Below are 23,955 nucleotides of genomic sequence, written 5' to 3'. Positions count from 1 at the left end.
GCTAATGCGGCAGATTCTAACTTCCGGGATTCAATTACCTGGAAAAGCTCCAGCTAATTTAGCGGAACATGGCCCAAAACCGCCTTGCCGGGGGAGGATTAACGGGAGAAATTCCAGGTAATTTCGAGTTTCGTGGGATTCGGACCGAATTAGCGGGAGGTTTTCCCGTTAATGTGTTGCGACGGGGCCTCCGGTCTCGCAGAAAAAGGAGGACCCGTCTTAAAGGCTGCCCTCTTTCCGTATGTGTTTTATTCCGCCATTTCCAGGTCATAATGTCCTCGATATCCTGACGGCGAGGGATCAGCAGCGCGACAATGCGGTAGACATGGCAAGAGTGAGAAAGGATTCCCGGGGTGGTTAAAGTGGATTGGTGAGAACAGCCATGGGGAGAACATTTCACACCTGGGTGTCGTTTTGTTGCGGCGGGAGACTAAAGTATAATCATAATATATTTTGAGGCAGATGCGGGAGGTAGCCATGCTTATTCAACTGATCGGAGTCGGCAAACTGAAGGAAAAATACCTGGTCCAGGGGATAGCGGAATACGCCAAACGGCTGGGGCCGTATGTAAAATTCCAGATGACGGAGGTGGTCGACGAAAAAGCGCCGGAGACGATGAGCGAGGCGGAGGTGCTTGGCGTGAAGGCTCGAGAGGGCGAGCGCATCTTGGCGCACGTGAAGAGCGATGCCCATGTCATCGCTCTGGCGATCGGCGGCGAGCTGTGGAGCTCGGAGGAGCTCGCCGCGCAGTTGGACCGGCTCGGTACGTACGGGACGAGCCATGTGGTGTTCGTCATCGGCGGGAGCCACGGGCTCTCCGATGACGTGCTGCGCCGCGCCCAGCAGAAGCTCAGCTTCGGGCGCATGACGCTGCCGCACCAGCTCATGCGGCTGGTGCTGGTGGAGCAGATTTATCGCGCGGTGAAGATTAATCGGGGGGAACCGTATCATAAATGACGTAAAATCTTAACGAGAGGTGGTAGTTGTAAAATAGTTCAGTAATAGAGAAGAGAAATGATTGCAAAAAATGCCCCTAAAATATTACAAAAAATGATAATATAAAGAAGGACTACACGATAAGCATAGGACAATTAATTTTGATGGTATAGAGTCAGGGACATTATTTGGGGGTAGGTTGTATTGAGTCTGGGGATTAATTCTGAAAAACTAAATAAACTATTACCGCAGATTGAGGAAATTAGGAGAAGGAAAATAGTAAATGCTGAAACTGATGATACAGTCAATTATATTGATTCTTCAGAAAATTTAGCGAGGCTTAGTGTACATAATAATCATATTCTTTACGGGCGAAGGGGCAGTGGAAAAACCACTCTTATGTCGGCTGCAATAAAGAATTCAAGCTCCGATTTTCCAATAGTTTATGATTTACAACCCATTCGCAATATGGATGCGGATACTATAATTATAAAACTTGTTTTGAAAATGCTAACCAAAATTCAAGGCTTGATAAGAGATGATTATCTAGTACCAGCTGAAATGATATATAAGTCTCAGTATAAAGGTATAAAGGGTATTTATGCGAAGATAACAAGAAAACGTGATGTTGCTGTGTTAGATAAATATCAGAGATTGGAGCTTTTCTATAGCGCTGTAGGTGATTTTATTGGTATCCTCAATAAAATCGAAAGTACACCTTCTGAAGTAACTTATAAAATAGGGACTAAGATGGCAACTACAAGTTCAATGAAACAAAAGAATGAAAAAGTTGTTAAGTTCCAGAGTGAGACAAAACTTAAAGGGGAAGTAAAGGCGAGCTACGAATTACTGTCAACAACAATTAATAATTTAACAAGTATGGCATATAACTCTACAAATACGGTTGAGCAGGAGAAAAACGATACACTTCAGGTTACTGTAGAGGTAGAAGACAGTAAAACTGTAACAAAAACAGCCTTAATTGATAATGTAAAGGAGGCGCTGGTAACAATTACTAATGAGTTTTTTGATTTAACACAAAAACACATAGTTCTTTACTTAGACGATTTTTATCAAATTTCACTTATTAAACAACCAAGAATATTACAATACCTTCACGATATATATAAAAACTCCAAGAATAACAGCTTTTGTTTTAAGGTATCAACACTACCTCATCGACTAAGAATGAACAATGAGGGGGAATCCAATTTTTCCCACAAAGATGATTATTCTCCTATTAATTTAGACAATGATCTCTCTGAAATTGATCGACAAAAGAAACATTTATTAAGAATTGTATGTTCGATCGATCCATCACTCGAGTTATCACTAAGGGATATAGAATCCTTATTCAGTAGTGAAGATGCGCTTAATTATTCACTTGTTGCAACAGGAGGTATTCCAAGGGATTTCCTTATTATGTTTGGTCAGTTAGTAAAGGCTACAAGAGAAGATCAGCGAGATAGTATTGGCAAGGAGCATATTTACTCGGTTGTACGTGAATTAAGAGCTGATAAAGATAATAATAATGAGACAGATTCTGACTTGACTGATGAAGAATTAAGGGCAGCATTAAACAAGATTGAAAAAGAAATAATAGGGCAATTAAATACAAATGTTATTCTATATCCAACTGTACTAGCAAAGCAAGATGAGCGTTTACTAAATAATTTGGTTAACTTGAGATATCTACACGTTATTAAAGAGTCAACTTCCTCAGAAAAAAGAAAAAAAGAGGAGTTCGTTGCATACTTGGTAGATATGAGTTTTTATGTAACCCAAAAGCAAATGAAGCGGGGATTTGTTTTCAGACAATTCTGGGCAAAAGATAGCGGCCATCGTAGAAAACAGTTAGATTCAGCTCCAATATGGAGTTTTTCTGGTGAGCATGAAAAACTAATGCAAAAAGTATAAATAGTTCAGAAGGAGACTTAAACCTCAATTAAAGCCTTATACCGGGTTGTTCCCCAGCATAAGGCTATTTTAATTTTCTCACAATCCTTCGGGGTATACTTCAAAGCTATCCAAGGAGTTTCGCTGATAGCCCCGTTAGGCTGAACCGCATCATAAATAAAAAGGAATAAATTCTTTTATTAACACTGGAAAAGGAAAGATCATCTATGTATAGAATAAATCATATTAAATATTTTAATCATAGAAGGGATATATATCATGGCGTCTATGACTGATGATTTACTCAATTTAAATAAGATAGTTTACATAAATCTTGATAATATTTTAAAAAAACTAAATAAAAGACTCAATATTAAATGTTATAGTATTTTATTGGGCAGTGATGGCGAAATACAAAGAATTATTAGAATTAAGAATCTTATTTCTAAAAACAACAGAGAAATAAACCAGGAAGAAATAAATAATATTTACACTGTTTTCTCAGAACTAGATGTCGAAAATAACATTCCTAACCTTGAGGAAGATTTTGTTGCCAATTTGCAAGAGTACTTCAATGAAAGAAAATATGATATTGGAACGAATAGATCAGAAATAGCTGCAATAGAATCTATTAGCTCATATGACTCTATTGAAATACCGAAAATTGGAGATATAGATGAGAGAATATTCTATGTAAATACATTAAGTTTGTTAGCAAGGAAAAGTACTCAAAAAGTTATTTACATTATAGAAATTAGTAATATTACACCAGAACAATCTGAGTTGTTTTATAAAACCCCGCAGCTATCTTTTGTCAGAATGAATCTTGATTTTTATTTTCTGGATTACTTTTCCTTACATAATAGTAAAGGCATTTTAATTGATAAAAATGGGGAAATAGGAAGAAAGTACAATGAAGATAGTATTCAGTTTACTCGTAGAATGACACGTTTGTTTTTTGGGAAGTCTCAAAATTTATTTTACAATAATCAACAAGTCACTTCTTCACTGAAAGTTTTTAATGATCAACCTAATAATCAGTATTACATTAATAATTTGCTTGAAAAAATAGATGATATTTCGACAAGAACTTATGAGAACAGTAGTCCTTTCGGATGTATTTTGTTTTTAAATAAAGGGCATCTACAAGAAAAAAGCAAATTGATACATTTCACAATAAAATTTCAAAGTCAAGATTGTATTGAGCTAGAAGACTCAAAACTAATTAGAAAATTACTAGAACTTACAGACTCAGAAAAAGATTTATATTTGATTTCTGACGGTACACATATTTATGGTCTGGGTGAAATTAAGTGGAGTGAATTAGAAGATCAACTGTTATTGAAAGTAGAGTTTAAAGGAATCTCCAAGTATTCGCTTTCTTGGATAACCATTAGGGATGATCATCAGAGTAACGGAAAATTAGTCACGCATAACGAACAAAAGGTATATCGGTTTGAAAGAAATTTGAAGATTCTTTCAAAAGAATTGATTAACGTGGTCTTTAAAAGCCCAAAACTAGGGGAGGAAGGTTATTCGCCAGAAAAGTTTAAAGCGATAATGAGGTCTCAGTTTCTAAACGAAGCTGCTGATTATAAATTTGATGAATCGATTAAATACCTGGAAAGAATCGTCAGAAAATCTAAGGAGCAGAAACATGGTACCATGGTCGTAATCACTGATTATGATACTGCAGTTTCAGAATTAGTAACATTAAAAAAACAGTCAACACTGATTGAACCGACTAAAATAGACCCCGAATATATTAAATTTATAACGTCCATCGATGGAGCTATTTACTTTGATATTCATGGGAAATGCCACGCGATAGGAGTAATCTTAGATGGAATTGCCCGTGAGAATTTAGGTGATTCAAGCCGAGGCGCAAGATTTAATTCAGCATATCGTTACTTTGAGAAAATAACTGATCTTAAGAAAAAGTGTCTGATAGTAGTAATATCTGAAGATGGGATAGTGGATCTAATTCCAGAACTAGATAATGAAGAAAAGTTGTATATGCTCTTTCAAGAGTTCATCGACTTAATTAATCAGGAAGCTCCTAAAAAAGAGGAGTTAATTGTTGAAATAGAAAGAAACATTACTGGATATAAATATATTGATTATCATTTGTTCTTTAAGGTAGCAGAGGCATTTTACAACAAAAAGAACTATGAAAAAGCAGCAGAATATTTTCAAATGGGGATTGAAGGATCTGGAAAAAACTATGTAGCACCTCGGTTTTTTATTTTAAAAGGACATGCACATGGAACGTTTAAATCGGTGGAACAATATAATGCCGCTATTTTATGTTATCGTGAAGCACTGACGCAAGCGAATACCAATACAGATACAGCGTCTATTCATAAGTATATAGCTAATTCCTATTTCTATTTAGCACGAATGTATCCTTCAGATAGTAAGGAATACAAGGATAATTATCTGCTGGCAATAAAAGAGTACGACGAATTTTTTACGCTAGCTAAAGAGAGTAAGATTGATCATCATTTCTATAATAATAGGGCTATTTCGTTAGAGTGTATTGGTGACTTAGAGAAGAACAAAATTGAGAAAAAGAATCTATATTTAAAAGCAAAGGAAAGCTATACAAATTCGATAAATCTAAAAAAGAGTAACGTTCTTTACTCTAATAGATCAGGACTAAACAAAAAACTTGGTTTAATAAAAGAGTGTTTAGAAGATCTTATCTTTGCTGAATTAATTGCATCAAATTCAAATTATATAAAAAAAATTAAAGAAATAATAAAAGATAGCGATTTATTCAGAGAAGCGCTTATTATATATAGTGAAAATAGAACAAATAGTCAAGCTAGTAATGATCTTGAGAAATTTTTTGAAGAATTCCACAGTACATTAAAAGTAACTAATCCAGAAGTTGCTGTAACCCTTGAGGAGTACATGAAAAATTGATTATTATATCCTTCAAGTCAATTTTTTGCTGCTTGGTAGGAATAATTAAAAAAAGCACAATTCGAAAGCTCTCTTTTTTGCTCAATAGTTGTTACGGTTAACCCTATCATAATTAACGGCGGAATCTTGAGCTATCAATCCCCTACGGGCTTGGGATTCGCGCCGGCCAATCTTGGCCGCGTTCCCAGCTTGGTTAGAAGCTCTACTCCAAATAAGCGTCGTTCAGCCCCGTTACACCCAAGACGGGGTTATTCGGTGTTCCTTCAATGTTCCTGTTTTTTGATAATACGTTTGTAAGGGGCAACTAACTACTAACCTTTATTTATCTTGAATCTCTCCCCTTGTTCTCCAACCGTTACGATTCAAAGCTCAAATATCCCTCAGGAGAACCCCCCCTTGCCGCTTCTATGAAAGACAACATGATGGGTGAAAGCCACTTGTCTTTATGCCATGCCATCTGTGTATACACGTGAAGGTCTGGAATTTGCCAGGGAAGAGCAATAAGTTCGCCCCGTTCAACTTCGGCTTCCACTACGATTTCGGGAAGAAAGGCAATGCCGATTCCCGAAATGGCGCATTGTTTAATGGCTTCCGCACTTTGAAACTCTAAATACGTAATACTATCCATGCCTTCTTTCTCAAATGACCGATCAAACATGGTTCGATAGGGGCAGCCCTTTTCATTCGTCAGGAACACTTCTCCGTGAAAATCATCCAGCTGCAGTACTGTTCGTTTAGCGAGCGGGTGGTCTGGAGCGGCGAAAAGGCGGAAAGTCTCTTCCAGTAGAGGCTCCACGGTAAGTCCGTTCGAGCGAACGGGCTCGTCCAGCATAAAGACGATATCGGCCGTTCCCTCAAAGAGTGCCTGCTTGAGTTCCTGATTGGGAACAGAGCGGAAGATCAAACGAACGCCCGGATGCTGCGCACGAAATCGTTGAAAGACAGCCGGAAGCCGATAGGCGCAAATCACCTCGTTAGCACTGATCGTTAGGGTGCCGTTTAGCACTTCATTGTCGTGAACGGCGCTGCGAGCTTCGTCCAATTTATCCAGAACACTTTGGATCTGAGTTAAAAAGCGCTTGCCCGCATGGGTGAGAACAAGCTGCTTCCCCAAGCGGTCAAAGAGGCGAACGCCAAGCTCATCCTCCAACGCTTTGATTTGCATTGTGACGTTGGAGGGAACGTAGTTCAACGCTTCCGCAGCCCGACTGAAATTTAAAGTAGACGCAACCGTACGGAACGTAATAAGTTGGCGCAATTCCATCCTATGATTCCCCTTTAACTTTCAATATTATTGAATGCTAAGTTGAAATTCATTCACTTTTATTGAAGGTAGCACAGTTCTATACTAACAACAAGGAATACATTTTTAGGCATGGGGTAGGGTTCATTTTGAAGGGAGAGGCTATACGATGGATTATGAGATTTTCGATTTGGGCGACGTAACTTTGCAGTCGGGAGTGACGTTACCGGGCGCTTTTCTGGCTTATAAAACTTATGGAAGATTAAATGAAAAAAAAGATAATGTCATCGTCTATCCGACGGCTTTTGGCGATCAGCATGTTCAGAATGAATGGTTGATTGGCAGCGGCATGGCACTGGATCCGCAAAAATATTTCATCATCGTTCCAAATCTGCTGGGCAACGGCTTATCTTCGTCTCCCAGCAACACGCCTCCGCCATTCGACCGGGCGAATTTTCCGCAGGTAACCATCTACGACAACGTTCAATTCCAGCATCGGCTGGTGACTGAAAAATTCGGCATCCAAAAGATCGCTCTCGTCGTTGGATGGTCCATGGGAGGCATTCAAGCATTCCAATGGGGGGCAAGTTATCCCGACATGGTGGAACGCATTGCGCCTTTCGCCGGCATTGCCAAGACTTGGCCTCAAACATATGTGGTCCTGGAAGGCATGAAAGCTTCGCTTATGGCCGCCGTCCGCTTCGATTCAAGCAAACTCAACCAGTTGACTGCTGCAGATATGCGTGCCGTTGGTCGTGTCTATGCGGGATGGGGCGTATCGCAGGCGTTTTACAGAGAGGAACTTTATCGTGAGCTGGGATTTGACTCCTTGGCGGATTTTATGGTCGGCGTCTGGGAAAACAGCTTTATGCGGATGGATCCGCACAATGTTCTAGCCATGTTATGGACGGGACAAAATGCAGATATTAGTGCAAATCCCGCCTACAGCGGAGATTTCGATAAGGCGCTGGGAAGCATTAAGGCGCTTGCCTGCGTCATGCCAGGGAGCACGGATCTCTTCTGCCCGGCGGACGATAGCGAATACGAGGCTGAGCGTATACCGAACGCTATATTTAAGCCTATAGAGTCGATCTGGGGCCATTTTGCCGGTCGCGGCATAAACAGGGCCGATAATACATTTATTGATGACAATCTAAAACGCTTGTTGGCGCTTAGTACAAACGGAAGTCAGCCTTAACATTGGAGTGTCCTTTGAACTTACTTTAGCAGCTGTTCCAGCTGTTCGTCGGTCGTAATGGTAAAAGCATAGATAATTACGAAGAATTCCAAAAGGGAGAAAAAGCAAAAGATACAAAGATCAAGAAGCTGACGTTGGATACATTAATGAAGAATGCAGTGAAAGACGCAAAAACGATGCTAAATCTGGATTTGAAAGGATACAAGGGAGCAAGAGGAACAAATGCATGGGACAAGGATCAAATGACGTTCACCAAAAAAGGGGCTCCCACAGTCATTGCCACAGTGGATGCAGACGGATCGTTTAACGACTTTATAGTAGAGAAGTATGGTCAGCATCTCAGTTTCGGCGGAAACACGATTGTAGGGCCTGCAAATGAGCAACCAAAATTATTAATCAACTAATACGAAATGTGGAAATTACCTATATAGTGAAAGAACGTCTATCATGAAGGCCTGGGCTAGAATAGTAATAAATAGAGATGATTAAGACTCATCCACAGGAAGCCTTTCCGTAATCCGGAGGGGCTTTTGTTGAAGAGCCATCTATCGCAAAAGACAACTATTTACGTAAACTTAGGAGGTTGGTGGATTTAGTTTAAAAATACAAGCCCTTTCAAAGCCGCGGTTCATTGACCCCATTCTAGAAAGGTGATACAATTTTTAAAAATTTACGTAAAAAATATCGGGAGTTGTGATTTGATGGCTACTATTAACGAGATCGCTAAAGAAGCTGGGGTTTCGATTGCTACGGTTTCCCACGTAATAAATAAGTCAAGGTATGTCAGTCCGGAACTTGTTGAAAGAGTAGAGGAGATCATCAAAAGGACCGGCTATGACAAAAAGTTAAAAAATAAAGGCAGCAAGCTGAAAATCGGCAAAAGCTCCGAAATCGCCATCGTCGTCCCTGATTTATGCGGTACTTTGTATGCGAAATTGGTTTCTACGATTTCTGAGTACTTAATTGAAAAAGGGTATAATCCGGTTGTTCATTTTCATCATGACAAGGTCGCTCAGGAAAAAGATATCATTACGAATATCGTATTCAATAAGCGGATTGCCGGGGCCATTATTGTCCCTGTAAGTACGGATGGCAAGCAGTTTGATAAATTAGTGCAGCATCGTATTCCTTTTGTCTTTCTAGACCGAACGGTTAAGAATATAGAGGCTAGCTCTGTGCTTTCCGATGGTGAAGGCGGAATTTATCAAGCGGCCATGCATTTGTTGAGATCCGGACATGAAGAGATCGCTTTAATTATTGAGAGAGGCCGCTTTTCCTCATCGGAGAGCAAGATCGAAGGTTACCGGGGCGCCTTGAATTCGTACAAGCTACCGTTTAGAAGCGAATTGGTGTTAGACGCAGACAACAATAGTTATGAGGATATCGAAAAAAAGGTTAGAGACGTATGGGTCCGCATTAAGCCGACCGCTTTTATTGCAAGTGGTAATCGAATGACGTTAAATCTGTTAAAGGTGTTGAACAAATTAGGCCTGGAATGTCCGACGGATGTGTCGGTTATTGGATTCGGCGATGAAGAGTGGTCTGAAATTGTGACCCCTCCTTTAACCATGCTTAAGCACGATACAGAGGAAATAGGAATTCAAGAGGTCAAGCTTTTGCTCAAACAAATGGAGGACCTTTCCAAAGGGGCTGAACAAATTAATATTCCCATGGAGCTCTCTATACAACGGTCGACCCAAGTTATAGGCAAGGGGCCATTCGGAGAGAGAACGATTTCCCCAGAAGAATTGACGATTTCTCAAGCAGAGGCGGATCAATTAAAGGCGGGAAATTATAAGGTTGCGATTTCCTTTCACTATGGGGGCACCGCATGGGCAAGACTGTATGAGAATGGAATTCGCAACACCCTGGATAAGTACGGAATTTCGATTCTTTCCATTACCAATGCACACTTCGATCCTATATTACAAGTCAACCAGTTGGAAGGGTTGAGGCTTCAACAGCCGGATGCGATCATCGCTATACCTGTCGATGACGAGGTGACGGCAAAGAAATTCCACAGTATTTCGGAACAAGTCAAACTCATTTTCATAAGTAATATTCCCGAAGGAATGAACAAAGACCAGTATGCATCCTGTGTTTCGGTGAATGAACGGGAAAGCGGTCAAAATGTAGCTTTGCTGTTGGGGAACTACTTTAAGAACGAGAAAGACGTCAAGATCGGTTTTATTGGTCACGGCGCTCCGTTTTATGGGACGCATTTGCGCGATGCTGTGGCGAAAGAGGTCATTACCACGAATTTCAAAAACATTGAAATTGTGAATGAGCAGTATTTCCATAAAATCGAAAACACTTATGAAATATGCAAAGAAATGCTGAAGACCAATCCTGAAATTAAAGGACTCTATATATCCTGGGATCGGCCGGCACTTGAAGCGATCAAAGCACTAAAGGAATTAAAAAGAGAAGATATATCGATGTTTACCTTTGATTTGGAAGTTGAAATTGCAACTTATTTAGCAAGAGGAGAAATGGTGAAGGGGCTTTCTAGTCAAAGGCCTTATCAGCAAGGTATTGCGGTTGGATTAGCGACGGCAAAAGCTTTGTTGGGACAAGATGGTTATAAATATATCGGCGTACAACCGTATCGGGTGGAGGCAAAAAATTTATTGAAAGCATGGAAGGATATAACACTTGAGCCGGCTCCGCCTGAGATTGAGAGCATTATATTAAATAAATTTACGTAAAAAATTAGGAAACCCCCTCTATTCAATAAAATTTTATTGAAATCGTTGACTTAAAAAACACTAGTATGCTATATTTTACGTAATCAATAGCTTGAAAGCGCTTCAACATAGAGTATCTGTTGCACTGTTTCGTTTATACAGCTACTCCGGACGCTTTATTAGCTAAAAAAGGAAATTCATTTAAGCCATAGGGGGTTATAAGAGTGAAAAAAATTTTTAAAGCACTTTCAGTGACGGTTTTGGCTTTAACACTTGCCGCATGCGGTAACGCTAAAAACGAAGCAACTACCGGCAATGCAGGCAATGCAGGCAATGCGGCAAAGGGTGACGGCACATTAAGCTTTGCTTTCCTGCCAAACACGCAAAATAATACGTTCCAGACGGCGATGACAAAAACCTACGAAAGACTGGCTAAAGAAAAAGGCGTAAAGCTCACTATGTTGGATCCGGATTACGACTTGAACAAACAAATGAATCAAATGTCTGACGCTGCAAACCAAGGATTTGATGCGGTGTTTATCATTCCGGTTGATTCTGCGGGAATTCGTCAAGGATTAGAACAATTAAATGATAAAAATATTCCGGTATTTAACGTGGATACTGCGGTAATCAAAGACGACCAGGACTTAGTTAAGAGTATAATCGCTACTGATGCTTTCATGGCGGGAAAATTGATGGGAGAGCAAATGGTAAAAGACTTTCCAAACGGCGGAGAAATTGCGATTTTGGATTTCCCTTCCAATGAAAGCTGTGTTCAACGTGTCGCAGGCTTCTTGGAGGGTCTAGGGGATAGTAAATCAAAATTCAATATTGTTGCACAGCAAGACGGTAAAGCCGCATTAGATGCTTCGCTGCCGATCGCTGAGGACATTATCCAAGCCAATCCTAATTTAGCGGCCATCTTTGCGATCAATGACCCTTCCGCACTGGGTGCAGCTGCAGCTGTAGAAGCAAGCGGCAAGAACATTAGCGTGTACTCCATCGATGCTTCTCCAGATGGAAAAGCTGCGATAGTAGATGGATCCCTTAAGGCGGTAGCGGCTCAGGTACCTATTCAAATTGCCGAAAAATCTTTCCAGGCAGCTCTTGATTTAATAGAAGGAAAAGAAATTGAGAAAGAAATGCTGCTGCCTTCTCACGTGGTAACCAAAGAAATGGCTGAAGAAACAGCTGGCGAGTGGCAATAATTCACGATAAAGCCCTTAAATTCGCATAGTCTCATTTTCGTAGAATTCAGGTTTATCTTGCATTCTACATTTTTTTTACTTTCGGAGGTGAACCTCATTGGCTGAAAACGTCCTGGAAATGCATTCGATTGCTAAGAGCTTTGGTCAAACACAAGCTTTAAACGGAATCAACTTCGAGCTTAAATCAGGAGAAATTCACGCTTTACTCGGTGAAAATGGTGCTGGCAAATCCACGTTAATCAAAGTGTTGGGCGGGATTCACCAACCCGATCACGGTGAAATTTTGATCCATGGAAAAACGGTGGACATCAAAGGCGTTCACGATGCACAAGCCCATGGGATCGGTGTCATTCACCAGGAAATCGTTCTCGTACCCTATCTGAGCGTTGCAGAGAACATTTTTTTGGGAAGAGAACCCGTTACGAAATTGGGATTGATCGATAGAAAGCAAATGAACGCTCAAGCCCAAGAAATGGTTAAGGAATTGGGACTAAACCTTGATGTGAACACCTTAGTCGGCGAGTTATCGGTAGCTCACCAGCAGTTAGTAGAGATCGTAAAGGCGATTTCTTTTAATGTAAAAATTTTAGTAATGGATGAACCTACGTCCTCGTTATCGGATGAAGAGGTCAAACATCTCTTTGTAACGATGGAGCGTTTAAGACAAAATGGCGTGAGCATCATTTACATTTCGCATAAGTTTGAAGAACTGTTTACCATAACTGATCGAATTACCATCATTAGAGACGGAACGTATGTTGGAACCGTGATTACGAAAAAGAGCGGCCCTGATGAGCTCGTGGCGATGATGGTAGGCAGAGAGTTAAAAAACTTTTATACAAGGACCTATTCTCGTCAAGATGAGGTTGTGTTGAAAGTCGAACATTTGTCAAAACAGAATGTTTTTGAAGATATTAGCTTTTCCGTACACAAGGGTGAAATCCTTGGCTTCTCCGGCTTGATGGGTGCGGGAAGAAGCGAGCTTATGCTTGCTATATTTGGCGCTTATGGTTATGATCACGGATCTGTTTCTCTGAACGGGGAAGAGCTGAAGATTAAAAGCTGCAGGGATGCCATTGAAAAAGGGATTGCACTGGTTCCGGAGGATCGCAAGGATCAAGGCCTCGTGTTAATGAATTCCGTTGGTTTTAATATGACGCTGTCCGAGCTGAAACACCTTATGAAAAATAAACTGATTGTGAGTGAGGAAAAAAGAAGCGCATTAATCAGCACTTATATAAAGAGTTTAAATATAAAAACGGCTTCGCCTGATGCGGAAGTTTCCAGTTTGTCCGGAGGAAACCAACAAAAAGTGGTATTAGCTAAATGGCTGGCTACGAATCCGAAGCTCTTAATTCTTGACGAACCGACAAGAGGCGTTGATGTAGGCGCGAAATCCGAAATTTATTCCATCATTAACGAGCTTGCCAAACAGGGGCTGGCGATTATTTTAGTCTCCTCTGAACTTCCTGAAATCATCAATATGTGTGATTCTGTTTGTGTCATGCGAGAAGGGAAATTGACCGCACACTTAACCCAGTCCGAACTAACTCAAGAAAATATTATGCGCTATGCAACAGGAGGTTAATATAGCATGACTCAAAAAGCGGAGAGATTAAACAACCCCATCATGTCAGTCATTAGAGGGAATATTGGAATTATTACTGTGTTATTGCTTTTATTTATCACGTTATCCTTCACTTCATCGGTATTTTTAACCCAGGACAATTTGATCACGGTTTTGAGACAGATCTCGATTAACGTCTTTTTGGCTCTTGGGATGACGCTGGTTATTATTCTCGCAGGGATCGATCTTTCCGTCGGGGCCATCGTGGCTTTGTCGGGAACCTTAACGGTAGGATTAATTGTTACCGCGGGAATGCCTGTTTATCTGGCCATTTTAATAGGCCTCCTAATCGGTGCGGTTATCGGATTCGTTAACGGGAGTATAGTCACCCAATTTAAGCTGCCCGCTTTTATTGTTACATTAGCTACAATGAATATTGCGCAGGGGATTGCATATCTGTACAGCGGCGGTCAATCCGTAAGGATTAGAGATGCAGCGTATACCTTGATTGGAACAGGACAGCTCTTTGGGTTTCTTCCGCTGCCGGTCCTGTATATGTTTATCTTAGTTTTTATCTTTTCCATCTTACTAACTAAAACGAAATTTGGAACCTATATTTACGCGATTGGTGGGAATAGAGAAGCTGCACGTCTTTCCGGCGTACCTATTAAAAAGGTGGAAATAGGGGTCTATACGATTACCGGTTTGCTAGCAGCCTTTGCAGGAATCGTCCTCTCCGCAAGAATGTACTCCGGTCAGCCTTCTGTAGGGGCAGGCTATGAAATGGATGCCATTGCTGCCTGTGTATTGGGCGGAGTTTCCATGGCCGGCGGCAGAGGCAGAATTAGCGGAACCATTTTCGGCGCCATGGTGATTGGTGTAATCAGCAACGGTCTTAACCTGCTGGGAGTAAGCTCTTTCTGGCAGCTCGTTGTCAAAGGCGTAATTATTTTGGTTGCCATCCTGGTTGATGCTCAAAAAGGAAAAAAACTGAGCTTTTCCTTAAAAGCAGCTAAACATTAAGACGAAAATCCAACCGGAGATTGAAAACAAAAGAAAAGAGGTTTATCTGTGGACAACAATAAGCAAAGCTTCAAATATAAATATCAGATTATGCTCAATAACCCGGATCATCTAGTAAGGAAGAAGGAGCCGGTCATCACGAAATTGAATTTTACGGAGGATCACGTTCATAAGGATAGTCTTGTCTTAAATGACGATGCGGACAATGCCATTCCTTTTCAGCTGATTGATGCTAGGTTGGAAGGGGACTTTATTCAAGAAGCTTCGATTGTATATCTAGTGGATATGGATAAATTAGTTACCTCTTACTGGCTGTATGCGGATGAAAAGCCTGCTGCGGTTGAGAGGGCGTTTAAAGGGATCGAGAAGCTGGAGGTCACCCAAGACGACGGGTTTAGAAGATTAGACACCGGTTACTACATTTTGGAGCTTTGCTCCGGAACTGCTGACGGAACCTCTTACGGTAAATGGGGAATCCGATATTTTGAAGCCAAAGCGGAAGGGAAGAACCTGATTAAGGACTACTCCAATGCGATTGGCGGATTCTATGGACCGTTTTTCACCCCGAAAAATGGGCTGATCAACCCTCCCGAGCATACTACGGTAGATTGTATCGTTGAAGAGGAAGGCCCGTTGTATTGCAGATATCTGTTTAAAGGCACGGTGCCTGATGGATTGGATGAGAATCTGAAGGGGAAAAAGTTCACGATCACGTGGGAGTTTTTTTACAATTCCCCATGGTTTAGAAGAAAGTATGATGTAGACGATTTTTCAACCACGGTAGACGGTATTCCTGTCGTAAACAAGATTACGGTGGGCGATGAATTCGAGAGCGGCAAAGGGGATAGGGTCTTTACATCCTTTGCTTCCTATGGCGGCACTTATTACAGAGAAGGCGATTTATACGCAAACATTTTGTCTAAAGGCGTTCATGAGCTGCTCGAGCATGCCGATGAACAAACTAACCCGAACATCAAAACATATAAGGATAGTATCGGGGAGGATATTAATAAAGTTTCCTGGGATTATTTCTGGAGGCTATTCTGTGTAAAAGAAGGAATTCTTAGTGCGGAAGAAATCAAACACCATATCTCTACCATTATTCCGGAGTCTCACGCACAAGTACATCAAAGTGAGAGAAACGAGAAGGTATTGTTTGATCGATTTGTGGATGTAAACAGCGCTCCGGAACAAACCATTTTCCCGATGAGTGCTAATAAAACGGCCGAGTTAAATGAGGAGACTGGCTATGCGATGGTATGGTATACGAGCAATGTGGTAGCCCGTTACCAAATTGTTCAGCGCAATGATTCCGGATGGGTCAATTGGGGCACGAATGGTGAGAACGAGCATCCGGAATTACCGACGGGGTCAACGATTTATTCGGCTTACGGACAATTCGACAATTGGGAATTACAGGCGGATACCATGGAGAAAAATATCGATTCCAAGCAAGGTCTTGCAGTTAAACTTAAATAGTACGTGATACAAGGAGCGGGTTATATTGTTTGGTTCGATCGAAGCAGGGGGAACAAAATTTGTCTGTGCCTTGGGAGATCAGGACGGTCAAATCGTCAAAAGGGTAACGTTTCCTACTACAACACCGGATGAAACCATGAATCAAGTATTTGAATTTTTTGATTCCTATCGACTGAAAGCGATGGGGATCGGTTCTTTTGGTCCGATTGATGTGAATCCGAATTCTCCAACCTATGGCTATATTAAGAATACACCGAAACGGTCATGGGCCAATTATAATTTTGTCGGTGCAATAAAAAGTCGGTATGAGATTCCGATCGGATGGTCAACCGATGTCAATGTAGCGGCTCTAAGTGAAGCAACGAAAGGAGCAGGCGCAGGACTAAACAGCGTTCTTTATCTGACCGTTGGCACGGGAATCGGTGGCGGCGCCGTCGTTGACGGGAAAATTTTGGAGGGATTTAGCCACCCTGAAATGGGGCATATCAAGGTCGAGTCCCACCCCAAGGATGAGTTTCAAGGGTTATGTCCATTTCACCATACCTGTTTAGAAGGAATGGCGGCAGGACCAACGATTGAAGCAAGATTAAAGCAAAAAGGGAGCGAGATCGACCCGAATCATGAAGTGTGGAGCTATTTGGCTCATTACTTGGCGCAAGCTCTATATGCCTATACCGTTGTATTAAGCCCTGACATCATTATTCTAGGCGGTGGTGTTATGAAGAGCGGACAGCTTCTCCCGAAGGTGAAGAGAGAACTGGTCGAACGTATAGCCAATTATGTGGAAACCCCGCCGATCGATAAGTATATATGCTTACCTGCATTAGGCGACGACACAGGGATAACCGGAGGACTGCTTCTGGCTAAAAAGGAATATGACGGAGTCGGTTAAATAAATCAAAAGAGGCCTGTCCCCCATAAAAAGAAGGGACAGGCCTCTTTTGCCGTTTGAGGTGGTAAGACGAGCTGGATCATGTAAAATTGCTTGAATCATTTTTCGGACATGTGCCAATTCCAAGTCGTAGCTGCTGCAACTATTATTCCAGCGTATTTTTCATTGCATGATACATCTGCTCTGTGTATTCGTCTATTTCATCTCGCGACATGCGAAGACGGGCCACAGAAGAACCGTACCCTATTTCCGTATGGCCCTGTGCTAGTTCTTTGAAAATTCCATCCGCGAAGGTATCTAACGGTTCGCCATGGGTGTGCAATCCCGTACCGCCTAAATCTGTATTAACGGCCGGAGGGGCAACTTCGATAACTTCGATGGACGTATCCGATAGCTGGTGTCTTAGACTCATCGTAAACGAGTGAAGGGCCGCTTTCGTTGCGGAATAGATCGGAGCAATCGCAAGAGGTGTGAAGGCTAACCCGGATGTCACGTTCAGGATGGTCGCCGATTCTTTGGTTGCAAAAAACGGAGCGAACAACATAGAAAGATGAAAAGGCGCTTCAATGTTCGTTATGATTTCCTGGTTGAAAAAAGGCCAGCTGTCCTTTGCGTCTGCCTTTAATACGTTAAAACGTTGTTGAATCCCTGCATTATTCACTAACACATTCACTTCCGGATAGTTCGCGGTTACCCAGTCAAACAAGGCTGTACGTTCAGATTCCTTCGTTAAATCACTTACATAAGTGATCAGGTTCGGCAACGCTTCTTTCGCCTGTTGGAGTACATGCTCACGTCGTCCGGTAACGATGACGGTGTTCCCAGCCTTGATAAACCGTTCTGCGAAAGCAAGCCCGATTCCGGCATTTCCGCCTGTAATAAGGATGGTATTCCCTGAAAGTTTCATGATCGTTCCTCCCCGATATGTTTTGTATAGCGCTCGATTTTCTCGTCAATCCCCTGCAAGGACTCTGTCATTAAAGCGATCTCGTCCAGCACCGCTTGTTTGTGGTTTCTCATCATTTCGAGTCGGCTTTCGATGGTAGTATCCCCTTCTAAGATCCAACTCAAATACTGCTTTATGGCCTTTATTGGCATATGCGTGTTCTTTAAGCAAATCACGGTTTGCAGAAGCGCCATCTGGTCTTCCGAAAATAACCGCCTGCCTGCTTCATCACGATCGATTAGCGGCAGTAGACCTTGCTTATCATAGTAGCGCAGCGTGGATTCCGGTATATTGAATTTGGCTGCGGCTTCGCTAATAGACCAATACTTCATTTGGAGGCCTCCGAACTTTACATTTTATGGTTTGCTTGTCGACATGAATAGGATACGACTTAAACCATGGTTTAAGTCAATGGGGGAAAATTTCTATCCGGGAATTTGCCGATAAAGACAGCGCGGGAGCCACGACTATTGTAGGGTTCCTTAGCCACTAAATTGGTAAGCCGAAGAAATTCTCCAATTTCGGTAACATAGATATCCGTCGTTGAGTTGTCGGGGAATATGCATAGTACTCTGATGGGACTCATTCCTTTCCTTCTGAAAATGTCTACATTCACTTTTTAATTCTGTTCGTAAAGCCCTGGATGGCGTCTTTTCATGGTTAATTAAGGTTTACTTTTGAAAAAAAAGGACATTCTTAATATATCAACAACAATCCTTATGGGGTATATTTTTATAAAATAAATTCTATAGTATCTTGGAGTAATTATATGGCTGGTCTATGGTTTGCTTAGGGTGATCGCTGTGAGTGATTTGATGAAGATGGTAGGGGAAGGCATTCGGCATTTCCGAAAACTGCGTGGACTAAGCCAGGAGGAGCTTGCCAGTAAGGCTGAAGTCCACGAAACTTATATTGGTAAGCTGGAGCGTTCCGAAAAAGTATGTTCTGTCGTGGTACTGGCCAAAATTACGAATGCGCTCAATCTCTCGATGGTGGAGTTCTTTAGTTATATCCAGCCTGTGAGCGGTGAGAAGAGTGAGTCAATACTTACAGAAATTGTGGACAGGCTCCGAAGCAGAAGTGAAAATGAGCAAAAGAGGATATTAAAAGTTATTGACGCTATGCTGGACGATCGGTTGAATTGAGAGGGAAAACCATAAGAAGGCCGGAGGTTAGGTTGCGGCTGTAGGCATGAGCATAGGGTACCTCATAAGTGGAGGGTGTTCCAAAGTTTACTTTGGGGCACCCTTTTTGCCTATTTATGATACGGAGAACCGTATCGTAAATGACGCGATTTTTTTTGAAGCGTTTAAATTCGGTGTAAACAGGCTTCAGTGAGCTTTTCCGCAGTTTTGCGGAAGGGGGTAACTCAAAAGGTGCTTCTGGACTGTCGGGTAGTTAATTTTACTAGCCAACTCCATTGTTCGCACTAGCCCCTTTCCGTTGTCCAGACACCTGAAATCGAAGACTAATCACAACAAGAATTAAAGCAACGGCTGTGAGGAATACACCAAGAAGGCGAAATCCTGCGAAGCTGAACGTCCCCCTCATGATGATTCCTGTCAATAAGGAAGATAAAATGGTACCCAGATACCGCGAAGTATTAAACAGTCCTGATGCTACACCGGCTATTTCTTTAGGGGAACTTTTAAACAAGGCTGCCTGCATACCGACAGAATTCAGCCCGTTACTGATCCCGAATGCGGTCAATGCAAAGCTCACGCTGATCACCGGTGATGTTTCATTTAAGGTCACGATCCACACCGAACCGACTGCCATCAAGATTGCGGATAACACTAATGCAGGACGGGGTCCCGATTTGTCGATCCATTTGCCTGCGATGGGGGAGGCAACAAGGGAGCTTACGCCTAAGGTCAGCATCAGGATGCCGGTATGGAACTCGCTAACATGACGCACCATTTGCAAATAGGACGGAAGCCCGAAGAATAGGGCATAGAATAGTAGGTTGACCAGCATGAATTGTACATTTACCCATGTTATCGATGGATATAAGGCAAATGTACGCAGCGGAATTAAGGGCGATGTCGTTCTTAACTCGTGTCGGATGAACACGCCCAGAGCCGCAAAGCCGATCGCTGCAACAACCCCATTCCATAATGAGACATATCCGGATGAGTTAGCCGACAGTACGCCAACTAGCAGGGCAACCAGTCCGATAGTAAAAAATATAATCCCTGGGGCATCAACCATAGCCAGCCATTTACGAATGGACATGCGGCCTTCAAAGGAAGCCGGTCGACCTCTGGGGATCATTCTCCAAGCTAAGAGAAAGCTTAGGACCACAAACGGAATATTGACGATAAAGATTGAAGGCCAATCCCACCACTCTAGCAAGATTCCCCCGGCGAAGGGTCCGATGGCTGCCGCTCCGGACATGAAAATAGAGAGAACGGATAGGGCTGTCGCCTGCTTCTCCGTTATATGAACGCGTACAATGGCCATTCCAGTTGCAACCATCATACTTGTCCCGATCGATTGCACAATACGCGACACGATTAGCCAACCAAAGTTAGGTGAGAACGGAGCCAGTAAAGAAGAAATGAAAGATACGACAAGGCCGGCTAGGAATATTTTCCTCCGCCCGAATAAATCGCTCAACTTGCCGACGACGGGCTGCGCAATCGCACTTGCAATGTAGAAGGAGAAAATCAGCCAGGATACCACGTTGAAATCTAGATGATACACGTGTTGCAGCCTCGCGATTGCGACAGCAATCATCGAAGAATTTAACGGGTTCAACATAATCCCGAGCCCGACGGCTATCACTAACCATCTACTTTGAGCACCCATTGCAAATCATCCCCTTTATGTTTGTATAGCTATCTTACTTGAGTATTTACATTTACTCTAACGCATTTTGTGATATAATCCCATTTACTAAAAGGAATGAATGGGGCGTTGAAATGGAACTTCTTCAATTGCAGTATTTTCTCACGGTAGCTCGCTTGGAGCATATGACTGAAGCCTCACGAGCGCTGCACGTTACGCAATCTTCGCTCAGCCGAACGATTCAGCGTCTTGAGGAGAGTTTAGGTGTCCCTCTCTTTAATCGATCAGGCAGAAAACTGAAATTAAGCGAGGCCGGAAGCCGATTCCTTCGCCGTGCGGAAAGGGCTTTGTTTGAACTGGAACAGGGGAAGCTGGAGCTTAATGATTTAGCTGGCCGGGTGCCGGGCACACTCGAATTAGCGGTAACGACCGCAAGCACGTTACCCAATATCCTTCGAGCGTTTCAAAAAAGGAGGAACAACATTCAAGTCCACGTGCAAATGACGAGCTTGTGGGAAATGATCGCGCTCCTCCATAGAGGAGAAGTCGACTTTTGCTTATCCTCCCCGCCAATTTATGAGGAGGACATAGAGTGCCAAATCGTGTTTGTTGACCCGATCCTCGTTGCCGTTCCGAATGGACATCGGCTGGCGAACCGAAACAGCGTTACGCTGTTGGAGCTCAGGGAAGAGCGGTTTGTCGGGGTAAAGAGGGGTTATGGGATTCGCGGTATTGTAGACGCCGCCTGTAAATCGGTTGAATTTGAACCCCATTATGTGTATGAGGGGGATGAACCAGCAAGATTAAGCGCACTCGTGGAAGCCGAGATCGGGATCGCCTTTATGCCGAGTACGGCCAGAAATGAAAGAGACCCGATCCGTTATCTCCATGTCGACGACCATAACTTAGTGCGGGAAATCGCATTGTTACGGCACAAAAGTCGGTACCTTACGCAGGGGGCTTTGGAATTTCGGGAGGTGGTCATTGACTATTTCGAGACACTTTCCAAGCAGAGGATATAGTAGGTCTACGTATCGATAACGGACCGATGGAAGCTTTTTGGGGAACCTTGAAATGTGAGATGTATTATCTGAATACACATCGCACGTTTGAAGAACTCAAGAAAGACATTGATGCCTACATCCACTTTTACAATAACCAGCGTTTACAAGCAAAATTAAACGGCCTTAGTCCCACGGAATTCAGGACGAAGGCCGTCTAATACCTTTACTTATTTGTACTGTCTACTTGACGGGGTGTCCTTCATTTCGCTCTATAGATGATACGCTGAACCGTATCATAAATGACGCAAATTTCTGGTAACGCGGGTTACGGACCATCTGTCTATTAGCAAAAATAACAGCGGCCAATCCCATAGCGACGCAACCCCGTTTTAAAACAGCCGCAGTATATGTGTTATTCGCGTTCCCGGAGGAGATTGCGCAATCTTCGATCGGTCAGCCACAGGCGGCATACAGGATGGGGCAGAGCATTCCGAGAACGCCTATTGTTGCAAGGTGGTGCTCCGAAAATCCAAGTGCGAGCGTACTTTCCACCACTGTCGCCGGCTTGGCATTGTTAATCCAAGTATAAGTGCGCTCTCCGTCATCCTTAACCTTGAGCTGCATCCGTGTTCATGTAGTTGATTGCCCACATATGGCCGTCCAAGTCCTCGAAGGCCCAATGATACATGAAACCATAATCTTCAGGTTCTTCGTACGATTTTCCGCCCAAGGAGACCGCAGTATTCACGATTTCATCCACCTTTTCCCGGCTCTCGAAGGCCAATGCGATCGTCATTTGCGCATACTTGTCCGTATCAACGGTTTCCTTCTGAGTGAGCGACTTTAAAAGTTCTTTGGTGAGCAGCATGACCTGCAGATTGTCGCCGATCACGATGGCTACCGACTCCTCATTCTCGGGGAATTGCGGGTTGAGCTCGAATCCGAGTCCGGTGAAGAACGCCTTCGATTGTTCTACGTTGTTTACAGGCAGATTGAAGCTCGTGAATGTGGAGGTTAATGCCATATTTAAACACCTCATCTTCAAATTGGTTTTTGATGACTTCGTTTATTTAGACGTAAGTCGATCAGGGAATTCATCGGTCCAATCGATCCGGAAGCCCGAATCGATAAAATAATTTCGATTGATGAAATTATGGACGTGGAATACAGGTATCTATTTTCCGCATGTGAATCGGCGTAACAACGTGCCGAAACCAAAAGTGGGATGGCTATGCGATGGTGGAACTTCTGTGGGTTCTCCTTTGCTGATATGCTGATATCAAATCAAAGGAGGAGCGACAATCATGAAAATCAGCATACTGGGAACAGGGAATATGGGGAAGGCATTAGTAAAGCAAGTGGCGATTGATGAGTTAAGCCGTATCATAAATAAGGGCAACGGTTTTTTTAAAACTAGTCAGCGATGAATCAACATCAGCACATCAAACAGAGGCCTTAGGTTGAAGTGCGGGCGCAGGCGAGAATGTCCGCGGTCGTGCGGATTCTCCCGATGCGTGGAAAGATGATTTTCCTCACGTGTTCATGTTCCGCCTCGCTGAAGCCGGTCATGGCGTCTATCGCAAAAATCACCTGATAACCATGGGCGAAAGCTTCACGAGCAGTGGTATCGACACCGATGCCAGAAGCAATGCCGCAAAGCACGATCGTTGTGATGCCCCGTCTGCGCAACTGTTGATCCAGGTCTGTTCCGTAAAATGCTCCCCACTGTCGTTTTGTGATTAAATGGTCGGTAGCGGTGACTCCAATCTCGGGTACAATCTCATCCCACCCAGGCATCAGATTCAAGGCGGGTGGAGCTTGATCCAACAACGGACGTGGCATATCTTTGAAGTCTTTTGTGGATACGCGAACTAGTCCTACGAAGGCGCCAGCCTCACGAAATGCTTGCACCATGGTGGCGGCGCGACTGACGACTTGCTCCGCGGAATGAGGGGCATAGTGGGTTCCCAGCCATCTTTGCAGGTCAATTACAATTAATGCCGTCGTAGACATTTGAAACATGAGTTCTTCCAAGATCAATCACACTCCATTTGGGAAATTGAAACAAGTTTTTGACCTAAAGTACAGTAAAGTAAACTAACGGTCATTTGACTGCATGTTCAATATTTTGTACTATGATTCAAGAAGATGTCAAGAG

The 23,955-nt window shown here is 42.8% G+C and carries 21 protein-coding genes; 15 read left to right on the top strand and 6 right to left on the bottom strand.

Going from position 1 to position 23,955, the window contains the following annotated elements; translation table 11 throughout:
• Positions 1–477: 477 nt before the first annotated feature.
• From rlmH to V4U88_RS07590, 3 genes are all read left to right on the top strand, one after another.
• Positions 478–957: a 23S rRNA (pseudouridine(1915)-N(3))-methyltransferase RlmH gene (gene rlmH, locus V4U88_RS07600; RefSeq protein ID WP_334072657.1), complete on the top strand. Its 480-nt coding sequence runs from the start codon at positions 478–480 to the stop codon at positions 955–957.
• 183 nt (positions 958–1,140) lie between these two features.
• Positions 1,141–2,853 (top strand): hypothetical protein, encoded by a 1,713-nt coding sequence (locus V4U88_RS07595; protein ID WP_334072656.1) that lies wholly within the window; start codon positions 1,141–1,143, stop codon positions 2,851–2,853.
• Between the two features lie 258 nt (positions 2,854–3,111).
• The gene (locus V4U88_RS07590) at positions 3,112–5,760 is read left to right on the top strand and encodes a diadenylate cyclase (protein WP_334072655.1); all 2,649 of its coding nucleotides are present in this window, start codon (positions 3,112–3,114) and stop codon (positions 5,758–5,760) included.
• A gap of 355 nt (positions 5,761–6,115) precedes the next feature.
• Here the strand turns inward: V4U88_RS07590 and V4U88_RS07585 are convergent, their stop codons facing one another.
• Positions 6,116–7,024, bottom strand: coding sequence for a LysR family transcriptional regulator (locus V4U88_RS07585; protein WP_334072654.1), 909 nt, complete (start codon positions 7,022–7,024; stop codon positions 6,116–6,118).
• Positions 7,025–7,172: 148 nt separating this feature from the next.
• On the opposite strand from V4U88_RS07585, the gene V4U88_RS07580 reads away from it, so the two are divergent.
• The 8 genes from V4U88_RS07580 to V4U88_RS07545 all read left to right on the top strand — a co-directional run bounded on the left by V4U88_RS07580 (position 7,173) and on the right by V4U88_RS07545 (position 17,057).
• Positions 7,173–8,201 (top strand): alpha/beta fold hydrolase, encoded by a 1,029-nt coding sequence (locus V4U88_RS07580; protein WP_334072653.1) that lies wholly within the window; start codon positions 7,173–7,175, stop codon positions 8,199–8,201.
• 146 nt (positions 8,202–8,347) lie between these two features.
• Positions 8,348–8,605 (top strand): hypothetical protein, encoded by a 258-nt coding sequence (locus tag V4U88_RS07575; RefSeq protein ID WP_334072652.1) that lies wholly within the window; start codon positions 8,348–8,350, stop codon positions 8,603–8,605.
• A 297-nt stretch (positions 8,606–8,902) separates the two neighbouring features.
• Positions 8,903–10,909, top strand: coding sequence for a LacI family DNA-binding transcriptional regulator (locus V4U88_RS07570; protein WP_334072651.1), 2,007 nt, complete (start codon positions 8,903–8,905; stop codon positions 10,907–10,909).
• A gap of 203 nt (positions 10,910–11,112) precedes the next feature.
• Entirely contained in the window at positions 11,113–12,096 is a 984-nt protein-coding gene (locus V4U88_RS07565; RefSeq protein WP_334072650.1) for a sugar ABC transporter substrate-binding protein, read from the top strand.
• A 97-nt stretch (positions 12,097–12,193) separates the two neighbouring features.
• Positions 12,194–13,684 (top strand): sugar ABC transporter ATP-binding protein, encoded by a 1,491-nt coding sequence (locus V4U88_RS07560; protein ID WP_334072649.1) that lies wholly within the window; start codon positions 12,194–12,196, stop codon positions 13,682–13,684.
• A gap of 6 nt (positions 13,685–13,690) precedes the next feature.
• Positions 13,691–14,686, top strand: a complete 996-nt coding sequence (locus V4U88_RS07555) for an ABC transporter permease (RefSeq protein WP_334072648.1) — start codon at positions 13,691–13,693, stop codon at positions 14,684–14,686.
• 48 nt (positions 14,687–14,734) lie between these two features.
• Complete coding sequence (locus V4U88_RS07550) at positions 14,735–16,165, top strand: hypothetical protein (protein WP_334072647.1); 1,431 nt, start codon at positions 14,735–14,737, stop codon at positions 16,163–16,165.
• A 22-nt stretch (positions 16,166–16,187) separates the two neighbouring features.
• Positions 16,188–17,057 carry an ROK family protein gene (locus V4U88_RS07545; RefSeq protein ID WP_334072742.1) on the top strand — a complete coding sequence of 290 codons (870 nt, stop codon included), beginning with the start codon at positions 16,188–16,190 and terminating at the stop codon, positions 17,055–17,057.
• Between the two features lie 145 nt (positions 17,058–17,202).
• On the opposite strand, the gene V4U88_RS07540 is transcribed toward V4U88_RS07545, so the two are convergent.
• Together V4U88_RS07540 and V4U88_RS07535 are read right to left on the bottom strand one after the other, a co-directional pair.
• Positions 17,203–17,964 (bottom strand): SDR family oxidoreductase, encoded by a 762-nt coding sequence (locus V4U88_RS07540; RefSeq protein ID WP_334072646.1) that lies wholly within the window; start codon positions 17,962–17,964, stop codon positions 17,203–17,205.
• Positions 17,961–18,335: a MerR family transcriptional regulator gene (locus V4U88_RS07535; protein ID WP_334072645.1), complete on the bottom strand. Its 375-nt coding sequence runs from the start codon at positions 18,333–18,335 to the stop codon at positions 17,961–17,963. The genes V4U88_RS07540 and V4U88_RS07535 overlap by 4 nt, the downstream gene beginning before the upstream one ends.
• Positions 18,336–18,806: 471 nt before the next feature.
• Between V4U88_RS07535 and V4U88_RS07530 the strand changes: the two genes are divergently transcribed.
• Positions 18,807–19,148 carry a helix-turn-helix domain-containing protein gene (locus tag V4U88_RS07530; protein WP_334072644.1) on the top strand — a complete coding sequence of 114 codons (342 nt, stop codon included), beginning with the start codon at positions 18,807–18,809 and terminating at the stop codon, positions 19,146–19,148.
• 262 nt (positions 19,149–19,410) lie between these two features.
• Here the strand turns inward: V4U88_RS07530 and V4U88_RS07525 are convergent, their stop codons facing one another.
• Positions 19,411–20,814, bottom strand: a complete 1,404-nt coding sequence (locus V4U88_RS07525; RefSeq protein ID WP_334072643.1) for an MFS transporter — start codon at positions 20,812–20,814, stop codon at positions 19,411–19,413.
• Positions 20,815–20,927: 113 nt separating this feature from the next.
• On the opposite strand from V4U88_RS07525, the gene V4U88_RS07520 reads away from it, so the two are divergent.
• On the top strand, positions 20,928–21,815 hold the full coding sequence (locus tag V4U88_RS07520; RefSeq protein ID WP_334072642.1) for a LysR family transcriptional regulator: 888 nt from the start codon (positions 20,928–20,930) through the stop codon (positions 21,813–21,815).
• A complete protein-coding gene (locus V4U88_RS07515) occupies positions 21,812–22,015 on the top strand; it encodes an IS3 family transposase (RefSeq protein WP_334072741.1) in 204 nt (67 codons plus the stop codon). Before V4U88_RS07520 ends, V4U88_RS07515 begins: the two co-directional genes overlap by 4 nt.
• A gap of 389 nt (positions 22,016–22,404) precedes the next feature.
• Here the strand turns inward: V4U88_RS07515 and V4U88_RS07510 are convergent, their stop codons facing one another.
• Positions 22,405–22,821, bottom strand: coding sequence for a VOC family protein (locus V4U88_RS07510; protein WP_334072641.1), 417 nt, complete (start codon positions 22,819–22,821; stop codon positions 22,405–22,407).
• Between the two features lie 280 nt (positions 22,822–23,101).
• Here V4U88_RS07510 and V4U88_RS07505 point away from each other — a divergent pair, with 280 nt between their 5' ends.
• A complete protein-coding gene (locus tag V4U88_RS07505; protein ID WP_334072640.1) occupies positions 23,102–23,224 on the top strand; it encodes a hypothetical protein in 123 nt (40 codons plus the stop codon).
• Positions 23,225–23,252: 28 nt separating this feature from the next.
• On the opposite strand, the gene V4U88_RS07500 is transcribed toward V4U88_RS07505, so the two are convergent.
• Positions 23,253–23,819, bottom strand: a complete 567-nt coding sequence (locus tag V4U88_RS07500; protein WP_334072740.1) for an isochorismatase family protein — start codon at positions 23,817–23,819, stop codon at positions 23,253–23,255.
• Positions 23,820–23,955: the final 136 nt, after the last annotated feature.

Source organism: Paenibacillus sp. A14, assembly GCF_036864815.1.
In the GTDB taxonomy this organism is placed as follows: Bacteria; Bacillota; Bacilli; order Paenibacillales; family Paenibacillaceae; genus Fontibacillus; species Fontibacillus sanfengchensis.
This window is presented reverse-complemented; position numbering and strand designations above follow the sequence as displayed.